The 19,969-nt window shown below is 42.6% G+C and carries 21 protein-coding genes; 11 read left to right on the top strand and 10 right to left on the bottom strand.

The window, feature by feature from the left end:
* The first annotated feature begins 24 nt into the window (after nt 1–24).
* From HUS62_RS08410 to HUS62_RS08400, 3 genes are all read left to right on the top strand, one after another.
* Nucleotides 25–348, top strand: a complete 324-nt coding sequence (locus tag HUS62_RS08410) for a c-type cytochrome (RefSeq protein WP_058583960.1) — start codon at nt 25–27, stop codon at nt 346–348.
* Nucleotides 349–477: 129 nt separating this feature from the next.
* The gene (locus HUS62_RS08405; protein WP_054552449.1) at nt 478–1,245 is read left to right on the top strand and encodes a class II aldolase/adducin family protein; all 768 of its coding nucleotides are present in this window, start codon (nt 478–480) and stop codon (nt 1,243–1,245) included.
* A 9-nt stretch (nt 1,246–1,254) separates the two neighbouring features.
* Nucleotides 1,255–2,430, top strand: a complete 1,176-nt coding sequence (locus HUS62_RS08400; protein ID WP_054552450.1) for a mandelate racemase/muconate lactonizing enzyme family protein — start codon at nt 1,255–1,257, stop codon at nt 2,428–2,430.
* Between the two features lie 65 nt (nt 2,431–2,495).
* Here HUS62_RS08400 and HUS62_RS08395 read toward each other — a convergent pair whose 3' ends face one another.
* The 8 genes from HUS62_RS08395 to HUS62_RS08360 all read right to left on the bottom strand — a co-directional run bounded on the left by HUS62_RS08395 (nt 2,496) and on the right by HUS62_RS08360 (nt 8,175).
* A complete protein-coding gene (locus tag HUS62_RS08395; RefSeq protein WP_220094995.1) occupies nt 2,496–2,867 on the bottom strand; it encodes a hypothetical protein in 372 nt (123 codons plus the stop codon).
* A gap of 84 nt (nt 2,868–2,951) precedes the next feature.
* Nucleotides 2,952–3,794 carry an amidohydrolase gene (locus HUS62_RS08390; RefSeq protein WP_175079153.1) on the bottom strand — a complete coding sequence of 281 codons (843 nt, stop codon included), beginning with the start codon at nt 3,792–3,794 and terminating at the stop codon, nt 2,952–2,954.
* On the bottom strand, nt 3,791–4,516 hold the full coding sequence (locus tag HUS62_RS08385; RefSeq protein ID WP_175079152.1) for an SDR family NAD(P)-dependent oxidoreductase: 726 nt from the start codon (nt 4,514–4,516) through the stop codon (nt 3,791–3,793). Before HUS62_RS08385 ends, HUS62_RS08390 begins: the two co-directional genes overlap by 4 nt.
* 9 nt (nt 4,517–4,525) lie before the next feature.
* The gene (locus HUS62_RS08380; protein ID WP_054563509.1) at nt 4,526–5,014 is read right to left on the bottom strand and encodes a peptidylprolyl isomerase; all 489 of its coding nucleotides are present in this window, start codon (nt 5,012–5,014) and stop codon (nt 4,526–4,528) included.
* 63 nt (nt 5,015–5,077) lie between these two features.
* A complete protein-coding gene (locus HUS62_RS08375) occupies nt 5,078–6,574 on the bottom strand; it encodes a LysM peptidoglycan-binding domain-containing protein (protein ID WP_175079151.1) in 1,497 nt (498 codons plus the stop codon).
* Nucleotides 6,575–6,602: 28 nt separating this feature from the next.
* Nucleotides 6,603–7,589, bottom strand: coding sequence for an MBL fold metallo-hydrolase (locus HUS62_RS08370; protein WP_175079150.1), 987 nt, complete (start codon nt 7,587–7,589; stop codon nt 6,603–6,605).
* Between the two features lie 68 nt (nt 7,590–7,657).
* A complete protein-coding gene (locus tag HUS62_RS08365; RefSeq protein WP_054563511.1) occupies nt 7,658–7,945 on the bottom strand; it encodes a cell division protein ZapA in 288 nt (95 codons plus the stop codon).
* Complete coding sequence (locus tag HUS62_RS08360) at nt 7,945–8,175, bottom strand: cell division protein ZapB (RefSeq protein ID WP_054563591.1); 231 nt, start codon at nt 8,173–8,175, stop codon at nt 7,945–7,947. The genes HUS62_RS08365 and HUS62_RS08360 overlap by 1 nt, the downstream gene beginning before the upstream one ends.
* A 240-nt stretch (nt 8,176–8,415) precedes the next feature.
* Here HUS62_RS08360 and HUS62_RS08355 point away from each other — a divergent pair, with 240 nt between their 5' ends.
* On the top strand, nt 8,416–9,255 hold the full coding sequence (locus HUS62_RS08355; protein ID WP_175079149.1) for a 23S rRNA (adenine(2030)-N(6))-methyltransferase RlmJ: 840 nt from the start codon (nt 8,416–8,418) through the stop codon (nt 9,253–9,255).
* Between the two features lie 55 nt (nt 9,256–9,310).
* On the opposite strand, the gene HUS62_RS08350 is transcribed toward HUS62_RS08355, so the two are convergent.
* Nucleotides 9,311–10,120, bottom strand: coding sequence for an META domain-containing protein (locus HUS62_RS08350; RefSeq protein ID WP_058583951.1), 810 nt, complete (start codon nt 10,118–10,120; stop codon nt 9,311–9,313).
* A 150-nt stretch (nt 10,121–10,270) separates the two neighbouring features.
* Nucleotides 10,271–10,837 (bottom strand): alkylphosphonate utilization protein, encoded by a 567-nt coding sequence (locus HUS62_RS08345; protein ID WP_058583950.1) that lies wholly within the window; start codon nt 10,835–10,837, stop codon nt 10,271–10,273.
* Nucleotides 10,838–11,020: 183 nt separating this feature from the next.
* Here HUS62_RS08345 and HUS62_RS08340 point away from each other — a divergent pair, with 183 nt between their 5' ends.
* The 7 genes from HUS62_RS08340 to HUS62_RS08310 all read left to right on the top strand — a co-directional run bounded on the left by HUS62_RS08340 (nt 11,021) and on the right by HUS62_RS08310 (nt 19,940).
* Complete coding sequence (locus HUS62_RS08340; RefSeq protein WP_252950347.1) at nt 11,021–12,298, top strand: EAL and HDOD domain-containing protein; 1,278 nt, start codon at nt 11,021–11,023, stop codon at nt 12,296–12,298.
* Nucleotides 12,299–12,352: 54 nt separating this feature from the next.
* Nucleotides 12,353–12,967 carry a paraquat-inducible protein A gene (locus HUS62_RS08335; protein WP_175079148.1) on the top strand — a complete coding sequence of 205 codons (615 nt, stop codon included), beginning with the start codon at nt 12,353–12,355 and terminating at the stop codon, nt 12,965–12,967.
* Between the two features lie 43 nt (nt 12,968–13,010).
* Nucleotides 13,011–13,364 carry a hypothetical protein gene (locus HUS62_RS08330; RefSeq protein ID WP_175079147.1) on the top strand — a complete coding sequence of 118 codons (354 nt, stop codon included), beginning with the start codon at nt 13,011–13,013 and terminating at the stop codon, nt 13,362–13,364.
* Nucleotides 13,365–13,468: 104 nt separating this feature from the next.
* Nucleotides 13,469–14,791 carry a TolC family protein gene (locus tag HUS62_RS08325; protein ID WP_175079146.1) on the top strand — a complete coding sequence of 441 codons (1,323 nt, stop codon included), beginning with the start codon at nt 13,469–13,471 and terminating at the stop codon, nt 14,789–14,791.
* Complete coding sequence (locus HUS62_RS08320) at nt 14,784–16,241, top strand: efflux RND transporter periplasmic adaptor subunit (RefSeq protein ID WP_175079145.1); 1,458 nt, start codon at nt 14,784–14,786, stop codon at nt 16,239–16,241. The genes HUS62_RS08325 and HUS62_RS08320 overlap by 8 nt, the downstream gene beginning before the upstream one ends.
* Entirely contained in the window at nt 16,238–19,342 is a 3,105-nt protein-coding gene (locus HUS62_RS08315) for an efflux RND transporter permease subunit (RefSeq protein ID WP_175079144.1), read from the top strand. The genes HUS62_RS08320 and HUS62_RS08315 overlap by 4 nt, the downstream gene beginning before the upstream one ends.
* A 142-nt stretch (nt 19,343–19,484) precedes the next feature.
* Nucleotides 19,485–19,940 carry a hypothetical protein gene (locus tag HUS62_RS08310; protein ID WP_054563522.1) on the top strand — a complete coding sequence of 152 codons (456 nt, stop codon included), beginning with the start codon at nt 19,485–19,487 and terminating at the stop codon, nt 19,938–19,940.
* Nucleotides 19,941–19,969 lie beyond the last annotated feature (29 nt).

The following is a 19,969-nucleotide window of genomic DNA, read 5'->3' as shown; positions in this document are numbered from 1 at the left end:
CCCGTCAAAAAAGAGAAGATACAAATGAGCAAGATCACGAAAATTTTATGTGGGGCTGGCATTGCAATGGCTGCAAGCCTATCTTTCAACACTATGGCTGCGGATGGTGCAACACTATACACAGCTAAGCTTTGCCAAACTTGTCACGGTGCAGAAGGTAAAGCGCCTATCATGGCTCAGTACCCTAAATTAAATGGTCAAAATAAAGAGTACTTACTAGCACAGATGAAAGACATTAAGTCAGGTGCGCGTAGCAACGGTATGGCTGCTGCGATGAAAGCAATGGTTGCAAACGTATCTGAAGAAGAAATGGCTGCAATTGCTGATTACTTATCACAAGTAAAATAAACACCATTTTAGCGTGAAAAGGCCACATCAATTGATGTGGCCTTTTTGTATCACCTATTGATCATCTATTAATAGTAATTTAGACTTCTATACATCTATTTGTGCAGTGTCACATATACAAGGTTTTCCATGTTTGACTTACCAAAACTCGATTTAAAAAATAAAGTATCTGAACAAGAATGGCAGCTTCGTGTTGATTTAGCAGCATGTTACCGTTTAGTTGAGCACTTTAGATGGGGGGATTTAATTTATACCCACCTATCGGCACGTTTACCGGGCACAGATCACTATTTAGTTAATGCATTTGGTCTTAGTTTTGATGAAGTGACGGCATCTAACCTTGTAAAGGTGGATTTAGCTGGCAATATTCTTGATGACACGCCATTTAAAATTAATCCGGCTGGTTTTACTATTCACAGCGCTATTCATGAAGTTCGTGATGACGCTCACTGTGTTATTCATTTACACACAAAAGAAACCATCGCCGTTGCAACGCAAGAAAAAGGCCTGTTACCACTTAGCCAATACTCAATGTTCTCATTGCCATCATTGTCTTATCATGGCTACGAAGGGTTAGCGGTAAACAGTGATGAGAAAAAGCGCTTGCAAGATGATTTAGGCACTACTAATCACATGCTATTGGTTAACCACGGTGGCTTAACTGTTGGCCCAACAGTGGGAGATGCCTTTATGCGATTTTATGATTTGCAGCGTGCCTGTGAAATTCAATTGGCTATTCAAGCCAGTGGTCAAACGGCAATTCCAGTACCACAACCTATTATCGATAATATTTATAATCAAGCGAATGTCGTGCATAGCGGCAGCACCGGTGGCCAGTTAGCTTGGCCAGCCATGTTGCGTAAAGCTTATCGTCTTGATCCTAGTTTTGCTCAGTAAGGAGTAACCATGAAAGTTAATCGCGTCGAAGTGTTCGATATTCATTGTCCAGACAGACCTGCTTGGACACCTGTTTTTGTGCGTATTCACACCGATGAAGGTATTAGCGGTGTGGGTGAAGCGGGTCTGGCTTATGATTTAGGTCATAGCGCAGCTGCGGCAATGATCAAAGAAATGGCTGATGCCTTTTTAATTGGTCATGACCCATTTCAAACAGAAAAACTGTGGTCACGAATGCTACGCGAAAGCTTTTGGGGTTTAGGTGGCGGTCCTGTTGTGTATGCAGCAATGAGCGCCATTGATACTGCACTTTGGGATATTAAAGGCAAAGCATTAGGCTTACCTGTTTACCAGCTATTAGGTGGTAAAGTTAACGATAAGCTGCGTACTTATGCATCACAATTACAGTTTGACTGGGACAGCGAATTTAAAGCGCTAGTGCACCCAGAAGAATACGCAGAAGCAGCGCTTAAGGCGATGGCTGAAGGGTATGATGCGGTAAAAGTTGACCCAATTCAGTACGATAAAAACGGCAATACTTATTACGATCGCACTAATATTATTTCTCGTGCAGAAATGAAATTATACCGTGCGCGTATGCAGGCTATTCGTGAAGCAGTCGGTGACGAAGTTGACATTATTTTTGAATGTCACAGTTTACCAGGCGCGACATCAGCAATTCAAATTGGTGAAATTGCTGAAGAGTTCGATTGTATGTATTACGAAGAGCCTGTGAATTACTTAAATCATTCATTACATGCAAAAGTTGCTGACAAAGTAGCGGTGCCAATTGCAGGTGGCGAACGTTTGTATAACCGCTGGGGTGTGCGTCCATACTTAGAAGATCAAAGTATTGATGTGCTACAGCCAGACTTAGGCCTGTGTGGTGGTTTCACTGAAACTAAAAAAGTGTGTGATTATGCAGATATCTTTGATGTGCGTATTCAAGCTCACGTGTGTGGCGGTCCAGTAGCAACTGCAGCTTCGTTACACTTAGAGACCGCAATTCCTAACTTCTTAATTCACGAACATCATACCTATGCTATTAAGAAATGGAACCGTGAATTGTGTATTCAAGATCCACAACCTAAAAATGGTTTCTTCCAAGTATCTGAAGAGCCAGGTATCGGTATTGAATTAAATGATGAAGTCGTTATGCGCTCACAACGTGTTGAGATTAAGTAATACTCACTAATATATTTTAAAAAAAGCCCGTAAGGGCTTTTTTTATATCTGTTTTTTAGTTTAGGTTAGTTTATCGGTTTACACTTTACCAAAGGTAATGGCTCAGTCGCTTTACTATCTAAATGGCGCACAAAACACATTTTATTTTTAATCAGCAGCTCAAAACGTTCTGGCATATTAGGGTATGAACCACTACGTAGTTGCCCTTGAATATCAATTTCATTCAAGGTTTCAATAACAAGTATGCTGGTTTTGGTAAACGCATCTTCAGCAATGTGAACTGGTTTACTGTGCATTAGCCTTGCAATGCCAAGTGCTATTAGCTCGTTTTGCGGCTCAGTTAGCCTTGCATGTTGAAGTTTTGGAGTGGGTTCTTGCTTAGAGCTACAGCCAAATAAAACACTAATTAGTAAAAGGCTGGTAATAGAGGCTTTCATTAATACTCCTGAGCAAGCAAACAGGTTTTAGACTTGATGCTTGTTCATTTTACAAGCTTTAACTTATTTAAATATAGCTAGTTTTTATACAATTTGATAGATTTCGCGGGCGTTTTTATAGCTTAGTTTATGCCATAAACTCGACTGCGAGCACAGTGAGTGATAGTGCTGCCAGCAGTTTGTGTAACTGGTATTTATTTGGCAAACAGGGAAGTTACTGGCAAACATCACGCGATGCTCACCAAAGTACTTAACTAAATTATTAACCAGCCAAAGATGTTTGTTTACAGCTATTTGCGTGAATTCTAAGCCTGAGAACTTTATCGCGATATTATCGCAGCGGCTGAGTTTAATGATTGCTTCGAGCCATCTTTGCTCATTACTAATAAAGCCTAAATGATTAATTACCACACGTAATGACGGCAGTGCGGTGCAATATTTAATAAGCTGCTCGGTTACCTGCATGTTTTCAATTTCAAACTGTGCTTCAAAGTGTAAGTTTTCGCTTGCGAGCATGGCTAGGTTATCTTGGCAGTGAGGAGTTAATAAGCGCTTTGCTTCATCACCTTCGGTTATATCGCGAATACCAACCAAAGATGAGTGCTTTAACTCATTGAGTGACGCTTCAAAGTGTTTGCTAGATGCGTCAATCGCGCTGTAGCTGATTGCGCGATAGGGAATGTCATTTAAATGCGTTGCAAGCCAATTAAGCTCATTCACTGGCGCTTGGTTATCAAAGCCAGCTTCAATATGCACCAGTGCTTCTAGTTGAAATGGGCAAGCGGCTTTAAGCTCTGAAGCAGTAATTTGCTTTTTTATTTTATCTAGATTTGGCCAAGCGGGGGGATTGTTACCTTGTAGCCAAGTGTATTGACCCTCAGTGAGGTTAAAAAAGTGCACATGGGGGTCAATAATTTTGTCGCTCATTGCGTGGTGTATCCACCATCAATACTTTGTAAGCTACCAGTAATAAAGCTTGCTTCTGGGCTTATTAAAAAGTTCACCAAAGCAGCAATTTCTTCTGGTTGCCCTAAACGGCCTAGCGGTTGCAGTGCGGCTTCTTCAGCAACAATTTCTGCTTTATCGGCACCACTGCGCTGACAATATGCATCAATCGCATTATGAAACAGTGGTGTTTCTATCGTACCCGGACAAACCGCATTAGCACGAATATTAAACGCGGCATAATCGAGTGCTGTCGTTTTTGCCATTGAAGCTAGCGCATGTTTGGTGAGGTTATAAGCAAACGAGTTTGGTTTGCCAATGATTGCCTGATCAGAGGCAACCAATACGATACTGCCGCCTTGCAGGCTTTTCATGCTAGGTAATACAGCTTGAATTGCAGCATAGGCACCTTTCACATTGAGCGCAAACAGGGCATCAAACGTTGCTTCATCGGTATTTTCGATGTTGGCACTTAAATGACGACCCGCATTAGAAATTAAGGCATCAACGCGGCCCGTCTCGGCAATAATTTCGGCAATAACCGACTTCACTTGCTGAATATCACTAACGTCACAGTGGCGATAGTTGCCCTCAGACGGGGTGATATCTAAGTTATATACTGTGTAGTCTTCACGTTCTAAACGCTCAACAATAGCTTTGCCAATACCTTTACTGCCACCAGTGACAATTGCAACGTTTGTCATCATTTACCCTTAGTGGCTGTGGCCACAACCGCCTTCACCGTGCACGTGGCCGTGTGATAATTCTTCGGCAGTTGCTTGGCGAACATTAATCACTTCAACATCAAACGTTAGTGTTTTACCAGCAAATGGGTGGTTTAAATCACAATCTGCATTGAAACGGCCCACTTTAACGATAGTCACTTGGTGACGACCTTGGTTTGAATGAACGATTGCAGTCATACCTGGCTTCCACACTTTTGTGTTACCTTGTAAGTGCTTAAGTGGAATACGTTGAATAAGGTTATCAACGCGCTCGCCGTAAGACTCGCTAGGCTCAAGTGTTACGCTAAAGTTATCGCCAGCCGATTTACCTTCAAGGGCTTTTTCAAGACCAGGAAGCATGCCTTCAGTACCATGGATATATGAAAGTGGCTCGCCATCTTTACTTGATTCGATTTGCTCGCCTGCTTCACTAAGTGTGTAGTGAAACTCAACCGCTGCGTCTTTACTGATCTGCATGTTATTTCTCTTTAGAATTTAAATATAGGCGCTGATTTTACGCTAACCACAAAGAGTGAGCAATCAAGGCTTTTTCAACGAGCTTTCGATGCCTGACAACATAGCTTCACTGGCCGGTACTTGCGGCTCAGCGGGTTTTGCTTGCGGTAGGTGCAATGTCAAAATGGTGCCTGGTTTTAAAATGCTGGTGGCACTGAGTTTATTCCATGTTGCAACGTCTTTATGAGGCACGTCGTATAGCTGACTGATACTCCAAATGGAATCACCTGGTTTGACGAGGTAATCAACCGCAATGGTTGCGATAACTTCCTCATGCTGTTCAAGGTAAGGGCTAATATTGTAATCAACCAGTAATGATTCAGGCATGGTTTGGGGCTGTGATAATCGCAATTGTTCACCGACTTTAATCAGGTTACTTGTTTTGCTATTAAGCGCTTTCAGATCCTTTACAGACATATTAAAGCGTCTGGCAATGCCATAAAGGGTATCGTCTTTTTGCACTATATACTCACCGGCAAAGTTGTTGCGAAACAGTTTACTATGCAACAAGGTGCGGCGCTCCATAGGTAAAAGCAGAGTATGTGGACCATTTGGCGAGCTTTGGTTTTTTAAATATCCTGGGTTTAATTTGTGGAGCTGGTTATGCCCCACGCCAGATAAGTTAGCGATCACCGAAAAATCAAATTGCTGGCCAACATCAAATTCTGTGGTGAGTGCTTTATTCGCTAATTTAGGGCGCTTTAAGCCTTGTTCAGGATGCTTTAGTAAATAGCTAAGTGCCAAAAGTTTAGGTATATATTCAGCGGTTTCTTTTGGTAGTGATAATGACCAATAGTCAGTTTTTTTGCCAAGCTTTTTATTTTTTTCGATAGCTTTTTTAACGCGTCCTTCCCCACTGTTATAGGCTGCAAGGGTATGCAGCCAGTCACCATCAAAGCGTTTATGTAAGTAACTTAAATAAGCTAAAGCGGCATCGGTTGAAGCGAGTATGTCTTGGCGGCCGTCATACCATTGGTCGCTTTGCACACCAAAATGATAAGCCGTTGCGCCGACTAACTGCCAAACACCAACGGCTTGCTCTGATGATCGTATTGTTGGTCTAAAATCACTTTCAACAAAGGGTAATAGGGCCAGCTCCATCGGTAGCTTCTGTTGCTCTATACGTGTGACGATATGATACAAATAAGGTGCCGCACGTTTATTTACTTTAATCAGGTAATTGGGTTGTTTTAAATACCACTTTACTCGTGCAGATGTATGTTTATTGGTTTGAAATACCAGCGTTAAATTGTTGGCGATATGCTGCCATAGATCTTTCGAACGAGGCTTTGCTAGCGGGGTATTATTGACTGCTATGGGCGCAGCAACAGGACGTGGTTCAACAGCTGTTGAATCGACAAACTCACTAGGTGCTTGTTGGGTTGTTAAATCGGGCTCATAATGGCTAAAAATCTCCGGCCTTGCCCGTTGTTGTTCTGTTTCTTGCTGAGTTACTTGGCATCCTTGTAAGCCAATAAACAAGCTCAGCAAAAGTAAATATTTCAAACTTACTCGAGCCATATAATAAAATCCTTTTACTATTTTAGCTCTATTTTGACAACTTGCTCTGTTTAAGTCCAGCTTCTAGAAACATAGAAAACGCTCTTTCGCCCACTTCATCAAGTTGGTATTGCTGCTTTACCTCTGCAGGAAAAAGCGGGATTAATTCATTAACTGACTTATCTGGCGAGGAATTTGTCATCTCTTGAATGGTTGTTAAAAACCTTAAAGGGAGCGCAAGTTCAGCAGGTGTGAGCGGCTTACCGTGGCCCGGTAAAATAGTTGTCAGTGTGGTATTTTTTTGGATACCTTGCAGCGCGGTTATCCAGCTAGAAAACGTACCATGCCCTGGGTAGGGTAAGCTGTCGACTATATCGCCGCCTAACAGCACGCGACCTTGATCTGCACTTAAAGTAAGATCGCCCTTAGTGTGCGCCTGATACGGTGTAATAACGATGGGGTAGTTACCCAGGTTTAGCTTTGTTGATTCAATAATGCTAATCGCCGGTGGCTTTAAGGTGAGCTCTCGCCAGCGAAATAAGCGTTTTTTAGCAAGTTCAAGTTTGTCGCGCCAAATAGCTTGTTGATCTTTAGGTTGACTGGCAAGGCGTTGATAGCTCAATTCAATACTTTTTTCATAACCATCTAACTTATCAGTTAATGCTTGCTGCATTGCCACAAACTCAGTCGCTATCTGCTGATGCACAATAAGTTTAGCTTCAGGGAACTCAGCCTGTAAAACGGCCAAGCCTAGCAGGTGATCATCATGATAATGGCTCGCTACTAAATAACATAATGGTGTTTTTAAGCGTTTTTTTAACTGCACTGCGAGCTTTTCTACTTCGGCAAAGTTACCACTGGCATCAAACATTAATGCGCATTCTTTACCCTCTAATAGCACTTGATTCGAATCGTAAAAACGTAGTTTATTTTGTTGTTGTAGAAATTGGATTTCGGGAGTGATGTTATGCCAGCTAACGCTTGCTTGGGCGCTATAGCTTACGAAAAGACAGATCAAAAAAGCACAAAATCGCATAGTGTTTCGCTCTGATAGTGGTTAGTACAATTGATTGTAAACAAAAAAAGCGCAGGATGCGCTTTTTTCTAAATACTAAGGTGCTGGCTGAGCTTATCTATTAAGCTGTCATGTTGTTGCTCTTGTTCTGCTTGTTGCGATTTAACTTCAAGCAATTCATGACTTAAATGTAATGCTGCCATCAGCAACGCTTTTTGGTCATTGCGAACCGATGAGCGTTGTTTCATTTGCTCCACTAAGTCATTTAAATTTTGTGCAGCAGCAACTAGGGCGTGCTCTTGCCCAGGTGGGCAAGAGAACTCATGTTCTTTACCTAGTAGCTCTACGGTGACCCGCTGACTTTGTGGGCCGCTCATTAGCTAGCCTGTTGAACGCTTTGTAATTTCTCAAGCAGGCCAGTTAGTGTGCTGCTTGTGTCTTTTTGTTTCTCTTCGTTTTCTAGTACTTCTAGTTGCAGAGTTTCGTTCTCATCTAAAAGCTTAGAGTTTTGCTCTTGTAAGCTTTTAACTTCGCTTTCAAGTTCACTGTTGCGAAGAATTAACTTGTCGATCAGTTGTTCGAGTTGGGAAAGAGTTTCGTTATTCATAAATGCGCTCATAAAACTGTGATTATTGTCATGCAAATGTAAAGGAAAGTGTCTTGATATGCCAGCATTTACGGCCGTTTTAGAGGATTTTTATTTATTATTAAGGTGTAATTCAGCGTAGCGGCTTTTTTATTCATTTATGATTCACCAAAGCGCCAGATGCTAGGATCATTTTCTGTTTATCATGTACAATATGGCTATTCATTTTTAATGCAGATTTGCATTTGGCGATTTATAAATATGCTTAGTTATCGACACTCTTTTCATGCAGGCAACCCTGCTGATGTGCTAAAACACCTTGTTCTAGCTGAAGTTCTTAAATACCAAACAATTAAAGACAAACCGCTTGATTATGTGGACACCCACTCAGGTGCTGGCTTTTTTGAACTTGCAGGCAGTGATGCACAAAAAACACAAGAGTATTTAGATGGGATTGCTAAGCTTTGGCAGCATAACAGTGAACACAATGCACTTAATGAGTACATTGAGCTGATTAAATCATTTAACTCAAATGGTAATTTAGACTTTTACCCCGGTTCGCCAAAAATTGCAGAGCACTTTTTACGTCGCCAAGATAACGGTTGGTTCTTTGAGTTGCATCCACGTGACTTAGAGTTACTGCAAGACAACGTGAAAGGTAAGCGTTCTATTCGCGTACGTGGTGAAAACGGCTTTCAAGGCTTAATTGGTTTATTACCACCAGCATCACGTCGAGCTTGTGTGCTTATTGACCCTCCATACGAAATTAAAAACGATTACGATACGGTTGTTAATACTCTTGTTAAGGCGCATAAACGCTTTGCAACTGGAACGTACATGATTTGGTATCCGGTTGTAGATCGTGAGCGAATTGACAGAATGGAAGCGGGTTTAATCGCATCGGGTATGCGTAACATTCAGCTTTTCGAGCTTGCAACAGAGGCAGACACCGACGTTCACGGTATGACAGCATCGGGTATGATAGTGATCAATCCGCCATGGAAACTAAAGCAAACAATGGATGCGGTATTACCAGAGCTTGTTTCATTACTAAGCGATAGCAGTGGTTTTTATCGCAGTGAACAGTTAGTTGAAGAATAATTTCTGCAATACAAAAACGCCCAGCAATTGCTGGGCGTTTTTTATTTAACTGGTGTTAATTCATATAAGTCGCTGCGAAGGTCGCAAGTGGTTCGTCACTATCATCTAACAAGGTTAACTGTTCACCATTGATAGAGTACTTAGCTGTTGCCGCAAGCGCTGCAGACATGGCCGCTTCAATATCCATTTGTGATACACACATTTTTTTGGTGCTTGCTAATGGGTTGAATGTAAGCGTCTGCTCGTTAACCTCGTAACTACCTGAGAAGTTATTACATCCTAAGTGACCATTGGTTGAACCATCGTCTTTAAACTGTACGAAAGGTTCTTTATTTTCAACGGTGATAGCCTCACCGCTGATTGTAACTGCTTTCCAATACGTATTGGTCAATGTCACGTCTGGCTTTTTCGCTGATACTTTTGTCACTGTCACCTTGTACACATCACCAGAGGCATCTTCGGCAAATGGATTATTATGAGTGGTGCTGATGTAAAGTAATTTACCTTGATTCTCAATGCGTGCACTCACGCTGTAGCGGTGACGGTCAGCAATTTTGCTTTCGTCATACTCAAGTGCCACGTTGTATGGTGGTGCACCATTTAATTCAATTTCTTGTTCGCTGATAACCTCTGCTTTGGCATCCATTTTTGATACATCAGCAAGTTGTACTTTTAATACTGAACCCGGTGGCAGCATGCTGCGGTCTAAATAAATAACCTGAGTATTGAGGGTTTTCATTGTTGATTGCTCAGCTTGTGGTGCGGCAGAGTCTTCACCACAACCTGTTAATACTAAGCTGCTCCCTAAGATCATTAAACTGCATAGAGAAGCGCGTTTGAAAGATGAGATGGTATCCGAAGCCATGATTGTTTCCTTGCGTTTTAGGGTTATGCGTCTTTGTAATTGAATAAGCATAAAGTTCGCTGACTTAATCATAGCTTAATTAACAAAAAATGGGCACTAGGCCCATTTTCTTAATTACGGATTCGCTTTAAAAAGCAAATTTAGTGCTCGTTATTTTTTCACGTATTTGGTTAGAATAACAATGCGTTGACCATCAACACGGCCTTCAATATGTTCTGGGTTGCTCGTTAAGCCAATGTTTCTTACTGCTGTGCCACGCTTGGCAACAAGGCTGCTGCCTTTCACATCAAGATCTTTAATAAGTGTCACAGTGTCACCCGCTTGAAGTACAACACCATTACTGTCGATGTGCTTAATATCGTCATCTTCAGCTAGGGCTGTTTGCGCCCATTTTAACGTGTCTTCTTCAAGATAAATCATATCTAGTGCATCTTGTGCCCAGCCGTTATCAGCAGCTAAGCGCTTTAACATGCGATAAGCCACAACTTGTACAGCAGGAGTTTGACTCCACATGCTGTCATTCAAGCAGTGCCAATGATTTGCAGTCAAATCAGCATTGTTTTCGATTTGATCTTTACAAGTTTGGCAAACGTAAATGCATTTATCAGAATGAGCCTCTGTAACAGGCGGCACTTCGTATACAGACAGGTTATCTGTAGCGGCACAAAGTTCACATTGGTTATTACTGCGTTCGATTAGGGCTTGTTCAATGCTCATAGGAGGCTCTTTTTAGTTAACAAGGTAAGAAAAACAGAGCGCATTATAGCAAAAGCAGGTCCAAAGCGGAATATCCCTAGTCATTGTAGGGGTATGAATATAATGATTTAGCAAGGCAAACATCTTTCACTATACTTACAACAATAGTAATGTGGAGTTAGCCACATCTAAGTGAGAAGTAGAATGTCAGAATTAAGTATGGAAGGTAACAAAAGTCAGAGCATGACTCAGTATATAGCCCGGCAGCCAATATTTAATGCTGATAGAAGTTTATATGCTTACGAATTATTGTATAGAGAATCGAGCGATAATGTCTTTCCAGTAGGCACAAGTGATGGCCAAGCAACGGGGCGACTGTTTTTTAACGCGTTAATGTTGATGGGACTCGAGAAGCTAACGGGTTTTCAACCTGCGTTTATCAACCTATCGACTGACGCTATTTTGGATGACTTTCCTAAGTTGCTGCAACCACGCAGTGCGGTTATCGAAATAGTGGAGCGGGCTACTAGTATTCCAAAAGTAGTAAACCGCGTTAAGCAATTAAAACAAGAAGGCTATTTGTTCGCGCTTGATGATTACGATGGCACAGATAAATGGCAAGATGTTTTGCCTTTGATGGATTTTATTAAGCTTGAAGTCACGCAGCCGATTATCAAAACCAACATGATGATCAAAAAGCTTAAACGCAGCTTCCCAGAAACCACTATCATAGTGGAGCGCATTGAAACTTATGAAGATTTTAAGCAACTAAAAGCGGCTGGTTGCGATCTGTTTCAAGGCTACTTTTTTGCCAAGCCAGAGCTTTTAAGTTTTGGTAATGTTGAACCATCAAAAGTTGCCGTGCTTGAATTACTTAACTGTACTGCGCAAACAGATTTAAATTTTGACGCAATTCAACAACGGGTTGCTAAAGATATAGGCCTTACAGCACGCATTTTAAAATTAGTTAATGCGCGGATCAGCAATAGTCAGCAAACAATTCGTTCGATTTCACAAGCGGTTATTTACCTTGGTGAAGACGCGATTAGACAATTTGTACGGGTATTAGCGCTGAGCGAGTTAGGCAATGATAAACCGCAAGAGCTAACGAAACTGGGCTTAACAAGAGCTAAATTTATTGCGCTGATGCTTGAACCTGGTGGTAAAGACCTAGCTGAGCAAGGTTATTTAGTTGGCTTACTCTCTGTTTTAGATGCAATTTTAGATATGGAGCTTGATATCATTGCCAAAGAGTTTTCACTGGGTAGTGAGCTTTCGAGCGCATTGTTAAACTTTAATGGCATGCAAGGTGCGAGCTTACAACTTGTTAAGGCGATGGAAGAAGAGCAATGGCAAACTGCTCATGAGCTGCTAATGATGATCCGCCCTGCGTCAAAGATGGATGTGGTTTTTCAAGCTATGTACGATGCCCGTGCTTATGCCGATGAAGTGTTCGCAAGCTTATCATCGGTTACAGACTAAAAGCGCAGAGTTCGTTATTATGCGGGCTCTGAGTATTAAAAAGGTTTGTAACTAATGCGTGTTGTTTTTCCAGTACTGGCTATTTTAATTGCCTTGGCGTTACTAATTCCTGGTGTAACCCAGCCTGTGCTCACCCTAGAAGGAAAAATCGATAAATCTAAGCTTGCCAAAACAGGTATTGAAATGATTGCGGATGAAGGCGATCGCAATACCCGTAGCGTGTTAATGATGGCTTCAAGCATGTTGGGGCTTGATAAACTTGAAGGTGAAATAGATGCCTACAAAAAAACACGCAGCATTTGGGGCACCGTGAATGAGCTAGCCAATAACAAAAACTACCTTGTTGCCGCGCTTGTTGCAGTGTTCTCGATTGTTATTCCCACTTTAAAACTCCTGATGCAATTGCTTTATTGTTTTTTACCTGCGAATAGATTTAAGCATTTGCTCGGTCAACTCATACAGGGCCTAAGTAAATGGAGCATGGTCGATGTGTTTGTGATTGCATTGATCGTGGCCTATTTAGCAGGTAATGCCGATGGGCAAATGGGCGAGCTAATCAAAATGCATGCCGAATTAGGTGATGGTTTTTGGTATTTTACTGGTTATTGCCTGTTTGCTATTGCTGCCAGCAGTAGCATAAAAATAGATAAACCCTTGTCGAGCGCGTAAATTTCGGGCTACAATTTGGGCAATTAATTTTTAAGGTATGATGATGACGCGACTTTCAAGCTACTTATTGATAGCTATGATACTGCTCACTTTTGTGGGTCAGTCAGTTGCGTCTGTTGCTATGGTGTGTGATATGCCACATGCCAGCATGCAAATGGATCATCATGCTAATATGAATGCTGACAACGACATGAGTGATATGGATTGTTGCCATGAAGACGTAATGGATAACAGCGATTGTGCGTGTCCGTTCAATGCCTGTACAGCTCACTCACTCCTGCCGCTAAATGATTTAGTTGTTAAATCAATTAAGCAATCAGAAAAAGTCACCGTGTTAGGCGCCAGCCAGCTTAGTTTCCACGCAAGTTCTTTATATCGTCCACCTATTACTGCTTAAGCAGGATAGGTCTGTCTAAAATTCAGTAAAACGCTGAAATAATCCTTATTCTGCAACCAAAATCTATTGTTTTTTAACCATTTTTAAGATTTTTGGAGCATGTGATGATTCACAGCAAATTGATTAAGGCGCTTTCTCTAGGCGCAGTATTGATAACCTCAAGTTTAGTGAAAGCAGAGCCATTGGCGCTCAATCAGGTAATTGATTATGCATTGACTCACGAGCCTTGGTTACAGGCAAATAAATACCAGCAACAGGCGATAGAAGCGCAAAGCATTGCGGCAGGTACCTTGCCAGATCCAGTGTTAACCGTTGGACTCATGAACTTACCAACCGATGGCTTTGCCTTTGACCAAGAGGGTATGACGCAATTCAAAGTGGGCTTGTCACAACAATTTAGCCGAGGTGATAGTCTTGCCTTACAGCAACAAGCTTTAAAACAATCGGCTGAACAATACCCTTGGCTTAGAGCAGACCGCCAAGCACAGGTTAAAGCCATTGTTAGCGAAGCATGGCTAAATGCCTATCGCGCGCAAAAAAGCATTCAACTGATCAGCCAAGATAAAGCCTTATTTAATCAGCTTATTGATATTACAGAGGCAAGCTATGCCAATACACTTGGTGCGACTCGCCAGCAGGATATTATTCGCGCCCAGCTAGAGCTGACTCGTCTTGAAGATAAACTGGTGATGTTAGAGCAACAGTTTGATAGTGCCAAAAAGCGACTAGCTCAATGGCTACCTATTGAAATGCTAAACGGTGCAGTGAGCGATGAAAATACCAAGGTGGCTGCACTAATGCCCTATCAAGAGCTTGCGCCATCGGGGGTGACTGAAGTGCTCATGAATCACCCGGCAATTATCGCTATTGATCATGCTATGCGTGCCAAAAACACCCAAGTGCAAGTGGTTAAAGAGGCGTATAAGCCGCAATTTGGTATGAACCTAGGCTATGGCTATCGTGATGATACCCCGATGGGTGACTCTCGCGCTGACTTATTCTCTATAGGAGTAAGTGTTGATTTACCGCTGTTTACTGATAATCGTCAAGATCAACAAGTCAATGCGGCAATAGCTAATGCCGAGGCGGTAAAAACCAACAAACTTATTACCCTACAAAAACTGCAAGGTCAGTATTTTAAAGAGCTTAGCCAACTAAGCCGACTTGCTCAGCGCAAAGCGCTATATCAACAGCAGCTTTTACCGCAAATGGCGGAGCAAGCCGAAGCGACTTTAAATGCTTACACCAACGATGATGGTGACTTTTCAGAAGTGATGCGTGCACGCATCAGCGAACTTAACGCAAAAATTGATGCATTGAATATCGAAATAGACAAACAAATTACCCTCGCTCGCCTTAACTATTACGCAGCAGCAAAAGATAACCAAATAAATGCAGCACAAAGCCAAGGAGCTATCAATGAATAATACAGTGAAATTAGTTATCGCCTTGGCGGTAGGTGCGGCATTGGCAACGGCTGTAAATAAACTAGCTGAGCCAGATCATGAAGCTATGCCAAGCGCGGAGAAAAAGCCGCTATATTGGGTGGCGCCTATGGACAGTAATTACCGCCGTGATGAACCGGGTTTATCACCAATGGGTATGGAATTAGTCCCCGTTTATGAGGATCAAAGTAGCGCTGAAGACAGCCCTGGTACTGTGAGAATCTCACCAGCAGTCGTTAATAACTTAGGGGTAAGAACAGCGCCCGTTCGCTTTAAATCATTACAAACGACGGTTGATACGGTTGGTTATGTGCAATACGACCAAGACCAACTCGTGCACATTCACCCTCGTGTCGAAGGTTGGATAGAAACCTTATATGTAAAAGCCGCTGGTGACCAAGTTAAGCAAGGCGAGCCACTTTATACCTTGTATTCTCCACAGCTAGTGAATGCACAAGAAGAGCTATTGCTTGCCCTTAAACGTAATAATGCGGTGCTAATACGTGCAGCAAAAGCACGCTTAGCCTCACTGAATGTTTCTGACGATTTTATTGCGCGATTAGAGCAAAGCCAAAAGGTCAGACAAAACATTACCTTTTATGCCAAGCAAAGTGGCGTATTGGATGAGTTAAATATCCGCGAAGGTTTCTTTGTGAAACCGGGCACAACCATGATGAGTATTGCTCACCTAGAAGAAGTGTGGGTTGAGGCTGAAGTTTTTGAGCGTCAAGCAGGGCTTATTCATAAAGGCTTGCCAGTTACTATGAGCTTAGATTACTTACCGGGCAAACGCTGGCAAGGCAAGGTCGATTATATTTACCCAACCCTTGATGAGAAAAACCGTACCCTGCGCGTGCGTTTACGCTTTGCTAACCAAGATGGCTTCTTAAAACCGAATATGTTTGCTGAAGTGAGCATTACTACGAAGCCAACTGAGCCGCAATTAGTGATAGCCAAAGAAGCGGTGATCCGCACAGGTAGCCAAGACCGTGTCGTGATTGATTTAGGTGAAGGTCGCTTTAAATCAGTGATTGTGACGCTAGGCCGTAGTGATAATCATGATGTCGAAATTTTATCAGGCTTATTGAAAGACGATAACGTAGTGGTTTCAGCGCAGTTCTTAATAGATTCCGAATCAAGTAAGAGTTCTGACTTTATGCGTATGCAAGAACCGGATAGTGAGAGCGCAATGGTGAATGGCGTGATCAACAGTATTGACCGCGAAGCTCGCACTGCTGTGATCAGTCGTGAGGCTATCCCTAAGTGGGGACGCGAGGCTGCAACCATGGAGTTTCATTTTTCGCCGCGTATCGATATGTCTAGTTTACAAAGCGATGATGAAGTGCATTTTACCTTTAAGTTGGTAGACGGTGAGTTTGTGATTTTTGACATCATGACCATGAGCCACCCTATGCAAGGAGAAATGCAATGATAGCTGCCGTGATCCGTTGGTCAGTCGGTAATCGCTTCTTTGTATTACTGCTGTCTTTAATGTTGGCGGGCTTTGGGGTTTTTTCTTTAAAGAATACCCCAGTTGATGCCTTGCCTGACTTATCTGATGTACAGGTTATTGTAAAAACGTCTTACCCAGGACAAGCGCCTCAAGTGGTGCAAGACCAAGTAACGTTTCCTATCACTACAGCCATGTTGTCGGTGCCGGGAGCTGAAACGGTAAGGGGCTTTTCGTTTTTTGGTGACTCTTATGTATACGTTATTTTTAATGAAGACACCGACCTTTATTGGGCTCGTAGTCGGGTGCAAGAGTATTTGAGTCAAGTAAGTGCTCGCTTACCTGACTCAGCAAGGCCTGAACTTGGCCCTGATGCAACAGGGGTGGGTTGGATTTACTTGTATGCGCTGGTGGATAAAACCGGTAAGCACGATATTAGCCAGCTACGAAGCTTGCAAGATTGGTTTTTAAAGTTTGAGCTGCAAACGGTGCCGGGCGTATCAGAGGTCGCGTCTGTAGGCGGTATGGTTAAGCAGTATCAGGTGAATGTCGACCCAGATAAATTGCGTGCTTATGGTATTCCGCTAAGTTTAATTCAAACAGCAATTAAGCAAGGTAACCAAGAGCGTGGTGCCTCAGTGGTAGAAATGGCTGAAGCCGAATACATGGTATCGAGCACAGGTTATATTAAAAGTGTCGCAGATTTAGAAGCCATTCCGCTGGGTACTAATGCCAATGGCACGCCACTGCAATTACGTGATGTGGCTGATATAAAACTTGGGCCGCAAATGCGCCGTGGTATTGCCGAACTAAACGGCGAGGGTGAAGTAACCGGTGGGGTGGTAGTGATGCGCTTTGGAGAAAATGCCGAAGCAACCATCAAACTAGTAAAAGAAAAACTAGAGTCGCTCAAAAAAGGCCTACCTGAGGGAGTTGAAATCATCCCTGTGTACGACCGCTCAAACCTTATTACCCAAGCGCTTGATAACTTAAGCTCAAAGTTAATTGAAGAGTTAATCGTCGTGGCCTTAGTGTGTGTGGTGTTTTTATTCCATATACGTTCATCGATCGTAGCCATTATTACGTTGCCAATGGGTATTTTAACGGCTTTTGTGGTTATGTATTGGCAAGGTATAAACGCTAATATCATGTCGCTTGGTGGGATAGCGATTGCTATTGGTGCAATGACAGATGGTGCTATCGTGATGATAGAAAATATGCATAAGCATATGGAGAAAACCCCACTGACCGATGAAAACCGTTGGCAAGTAGTGATGCACTCAGCCGCAGAAGTCGGGCCCGCGTTATTCTTTAGTTTATTGATCATCACTGTTAGCTTTATGCCTGTGTTTATTCTTGAAGCACAAGAAGGACGCATGTTCTCGCCTCTGGCTTACACAAAGACTTATGCGATGGCAGCTTCGGCTGGTTTAGCGATTACACTGGTGCCGGTATTAATGGGCTACTTTATTCGCGGTAAAGTTATTTCGGAGCAGAAAAACCCTGTAAACCGCTTATTGGTGGCAGCCTATAAACCCTTGTTAAATGCGGTATTAAAAGCGCCGAAAACAACACTGGTACTGGCATTAGTGTTGGCTGCTATTGGCTTTTACCCGGTTAATAAAATTGGTAGTGAGTTTATTCCTCCCCTTGATGAGGGCGACTTAATGTATATGCCTACTACTTACCCAGGTATTTCAATTGGTAAGGCCCGTGAAATCTTACAGCAGACCGATAAGCTAATTGCCAGTGTGCCAGAGGTCGAATCGGTATTTGGTAAGGTAGGTCGTGCAGACACTGCCACAGATCCTGCGCCGCTGACCATGATCGAAACCTTTATTCAGTTAAAGCCAAAGTCACAGTGGCGAGAGGGTATGACAACCGAGAAACTGAAAAAAGAGCTCGATAATCTGGTTAAGTTCCCAGGGCTTACCAATGCGTGGGTTATGCCAATCAAAACCCGAATCGACATGCTTGCCACTGGGATTAAAACGCCTGTGGGGATCAAAGTAGCAGGGCCAAAGCTGAGCGAAATTCAAAAAATCGGTGAGCAAATTGAAGTCATCTTAAAAGATTTACCGGGCACGGCTTCGGTTTATTCAGAGCGCGTTGCTGGTGGTCGCTACATCAAAGTCGATATTAACCGTGAGAAGGCTGCGCGTTACGGTTTAAACATTGCTGATGTACAACAGGTTGTGGCTACTGCTATCGGTGGTATGAATGTGACCGAAACGGTTGAAGGGCAAGAGCGTTACCCGGTTAACTTGCGTTACCCACAAGCTTATCGCGACTCGCCTGAAGAGCTTAAGTTGTTACCGATAGTGACACCAAACGGACAGCGTATCGCATTGGCCGATGTAGCTCATGTCTTTATCGAAGATGGCCCGCCGGGTATTAAAAGTGAAAATGCCCGCATTAATGGCTGGAGCTTAATCGACATTGAAGGCAGTGATATCGGCAGTTATGTTGAGCGTGCGCAACAAGCGCTGCATGAGCAACTTGAGCTACCTGCTGGTTACTCAATTACGTGGGCGGGGCAATATGAATATATGGAGCGCGCAAAAGCCAAACTCAGTTATGTATTGCCACTCACCTTGGCAATCATTGTGGTGCTGTTATACCTCAATTTTAGAAGCTTTATTGAGGTGGCAATGATCATGCTGACCTTACCGCTTGCTATGATAGGCGGTATTTGGCTGATGTACCTTGAAGGCTTTAACTTCTCGGTTGCTGTTGGGGTTGGTTTTATTGCCCTAGCTGGGGTTGCTGTGGAAATTGGCGTGATCATGCTGGTTTATCTCAACCAAGCTTATCAAGATGCCAAAGCGCAATCGTCGCAGTTCACGGTTACAGAGCTGCGCCAAGCAATCATCAATGGTGCGGGCCTTCGGGTTAGGCCCGTGATGATGACAGTTGCTACCATTATCATTGGTCTACTGCCAGTACTTTATGGTACTGGAACGGGCAGTGAGGTGATGAGCCGAATAGCAGCGCCTATGGTCGGCGGGATGCTCAGTGCCATAGTTTTAACGCTACTTGTGTTACCTGTGCTTTATTTTATATGGCGTAAACGTTACCTATAAATTTTACAGTCACTGTGTAACTTGTACGCTTTTACTTGCTGCAAGTTACACACTTTATTTTTAAAGTGCTGAAAATTAAAGGTTTTATTGCTGGTGTGATTTATGCAAAATCATATTAAATTGATTTTAATAAGGAATGCACATGCAAGTTAAAACAATACAACAAGTTTATGATTGGACCGTGTTATTTCATACTCAAATGGCAGCTAACTTCCACAGTGTTAAAGACTTACTGGACGAGCATAATCAAATGCTGGTGGACTATTATCTGCAATATGAGAAGAAACTAGCAGAAGATCTCGTTGGCTTTAAAGCCATTACTGAAATAAACACGCTTGATACCTATTGCTATGAGTATTTTGCTGAAAACCCAGAGCTAATTACTTTTAACGATATCAGCACAGATCAGCAAATTGATGAAAAGGCGATTCAGGTTTACTTAACCACGCAACACCAAAAAGTAATCGACTTATACGAGTACTTGGTATCGCGAGCTGATACAGAGCAAAGTAAAGAAAAGCTCGAACGTTTACTTGAGCTTGAACATCAAGGCCTTAAGCAAATGATGCAAAGCTCAAACCGCCATATGGATATGTAATCGATTAATCTATTAATCTATTAATCAGC

Source organism: Pseudoalteromonas sp. 0303 (genome assembly GCF_013349995.1).
Taxonomy (GTDB): domain Bacteria; phylum Pseudomonadota; class Gammaproteobacteria; order Enterobacterales; family Alteromonadaceae; genus Pseudoalteromonas.
Note: the sequence above shows the minus strand (reverse complement) of the source record. Positions and strands in the feature narration are given on the sequence as shown.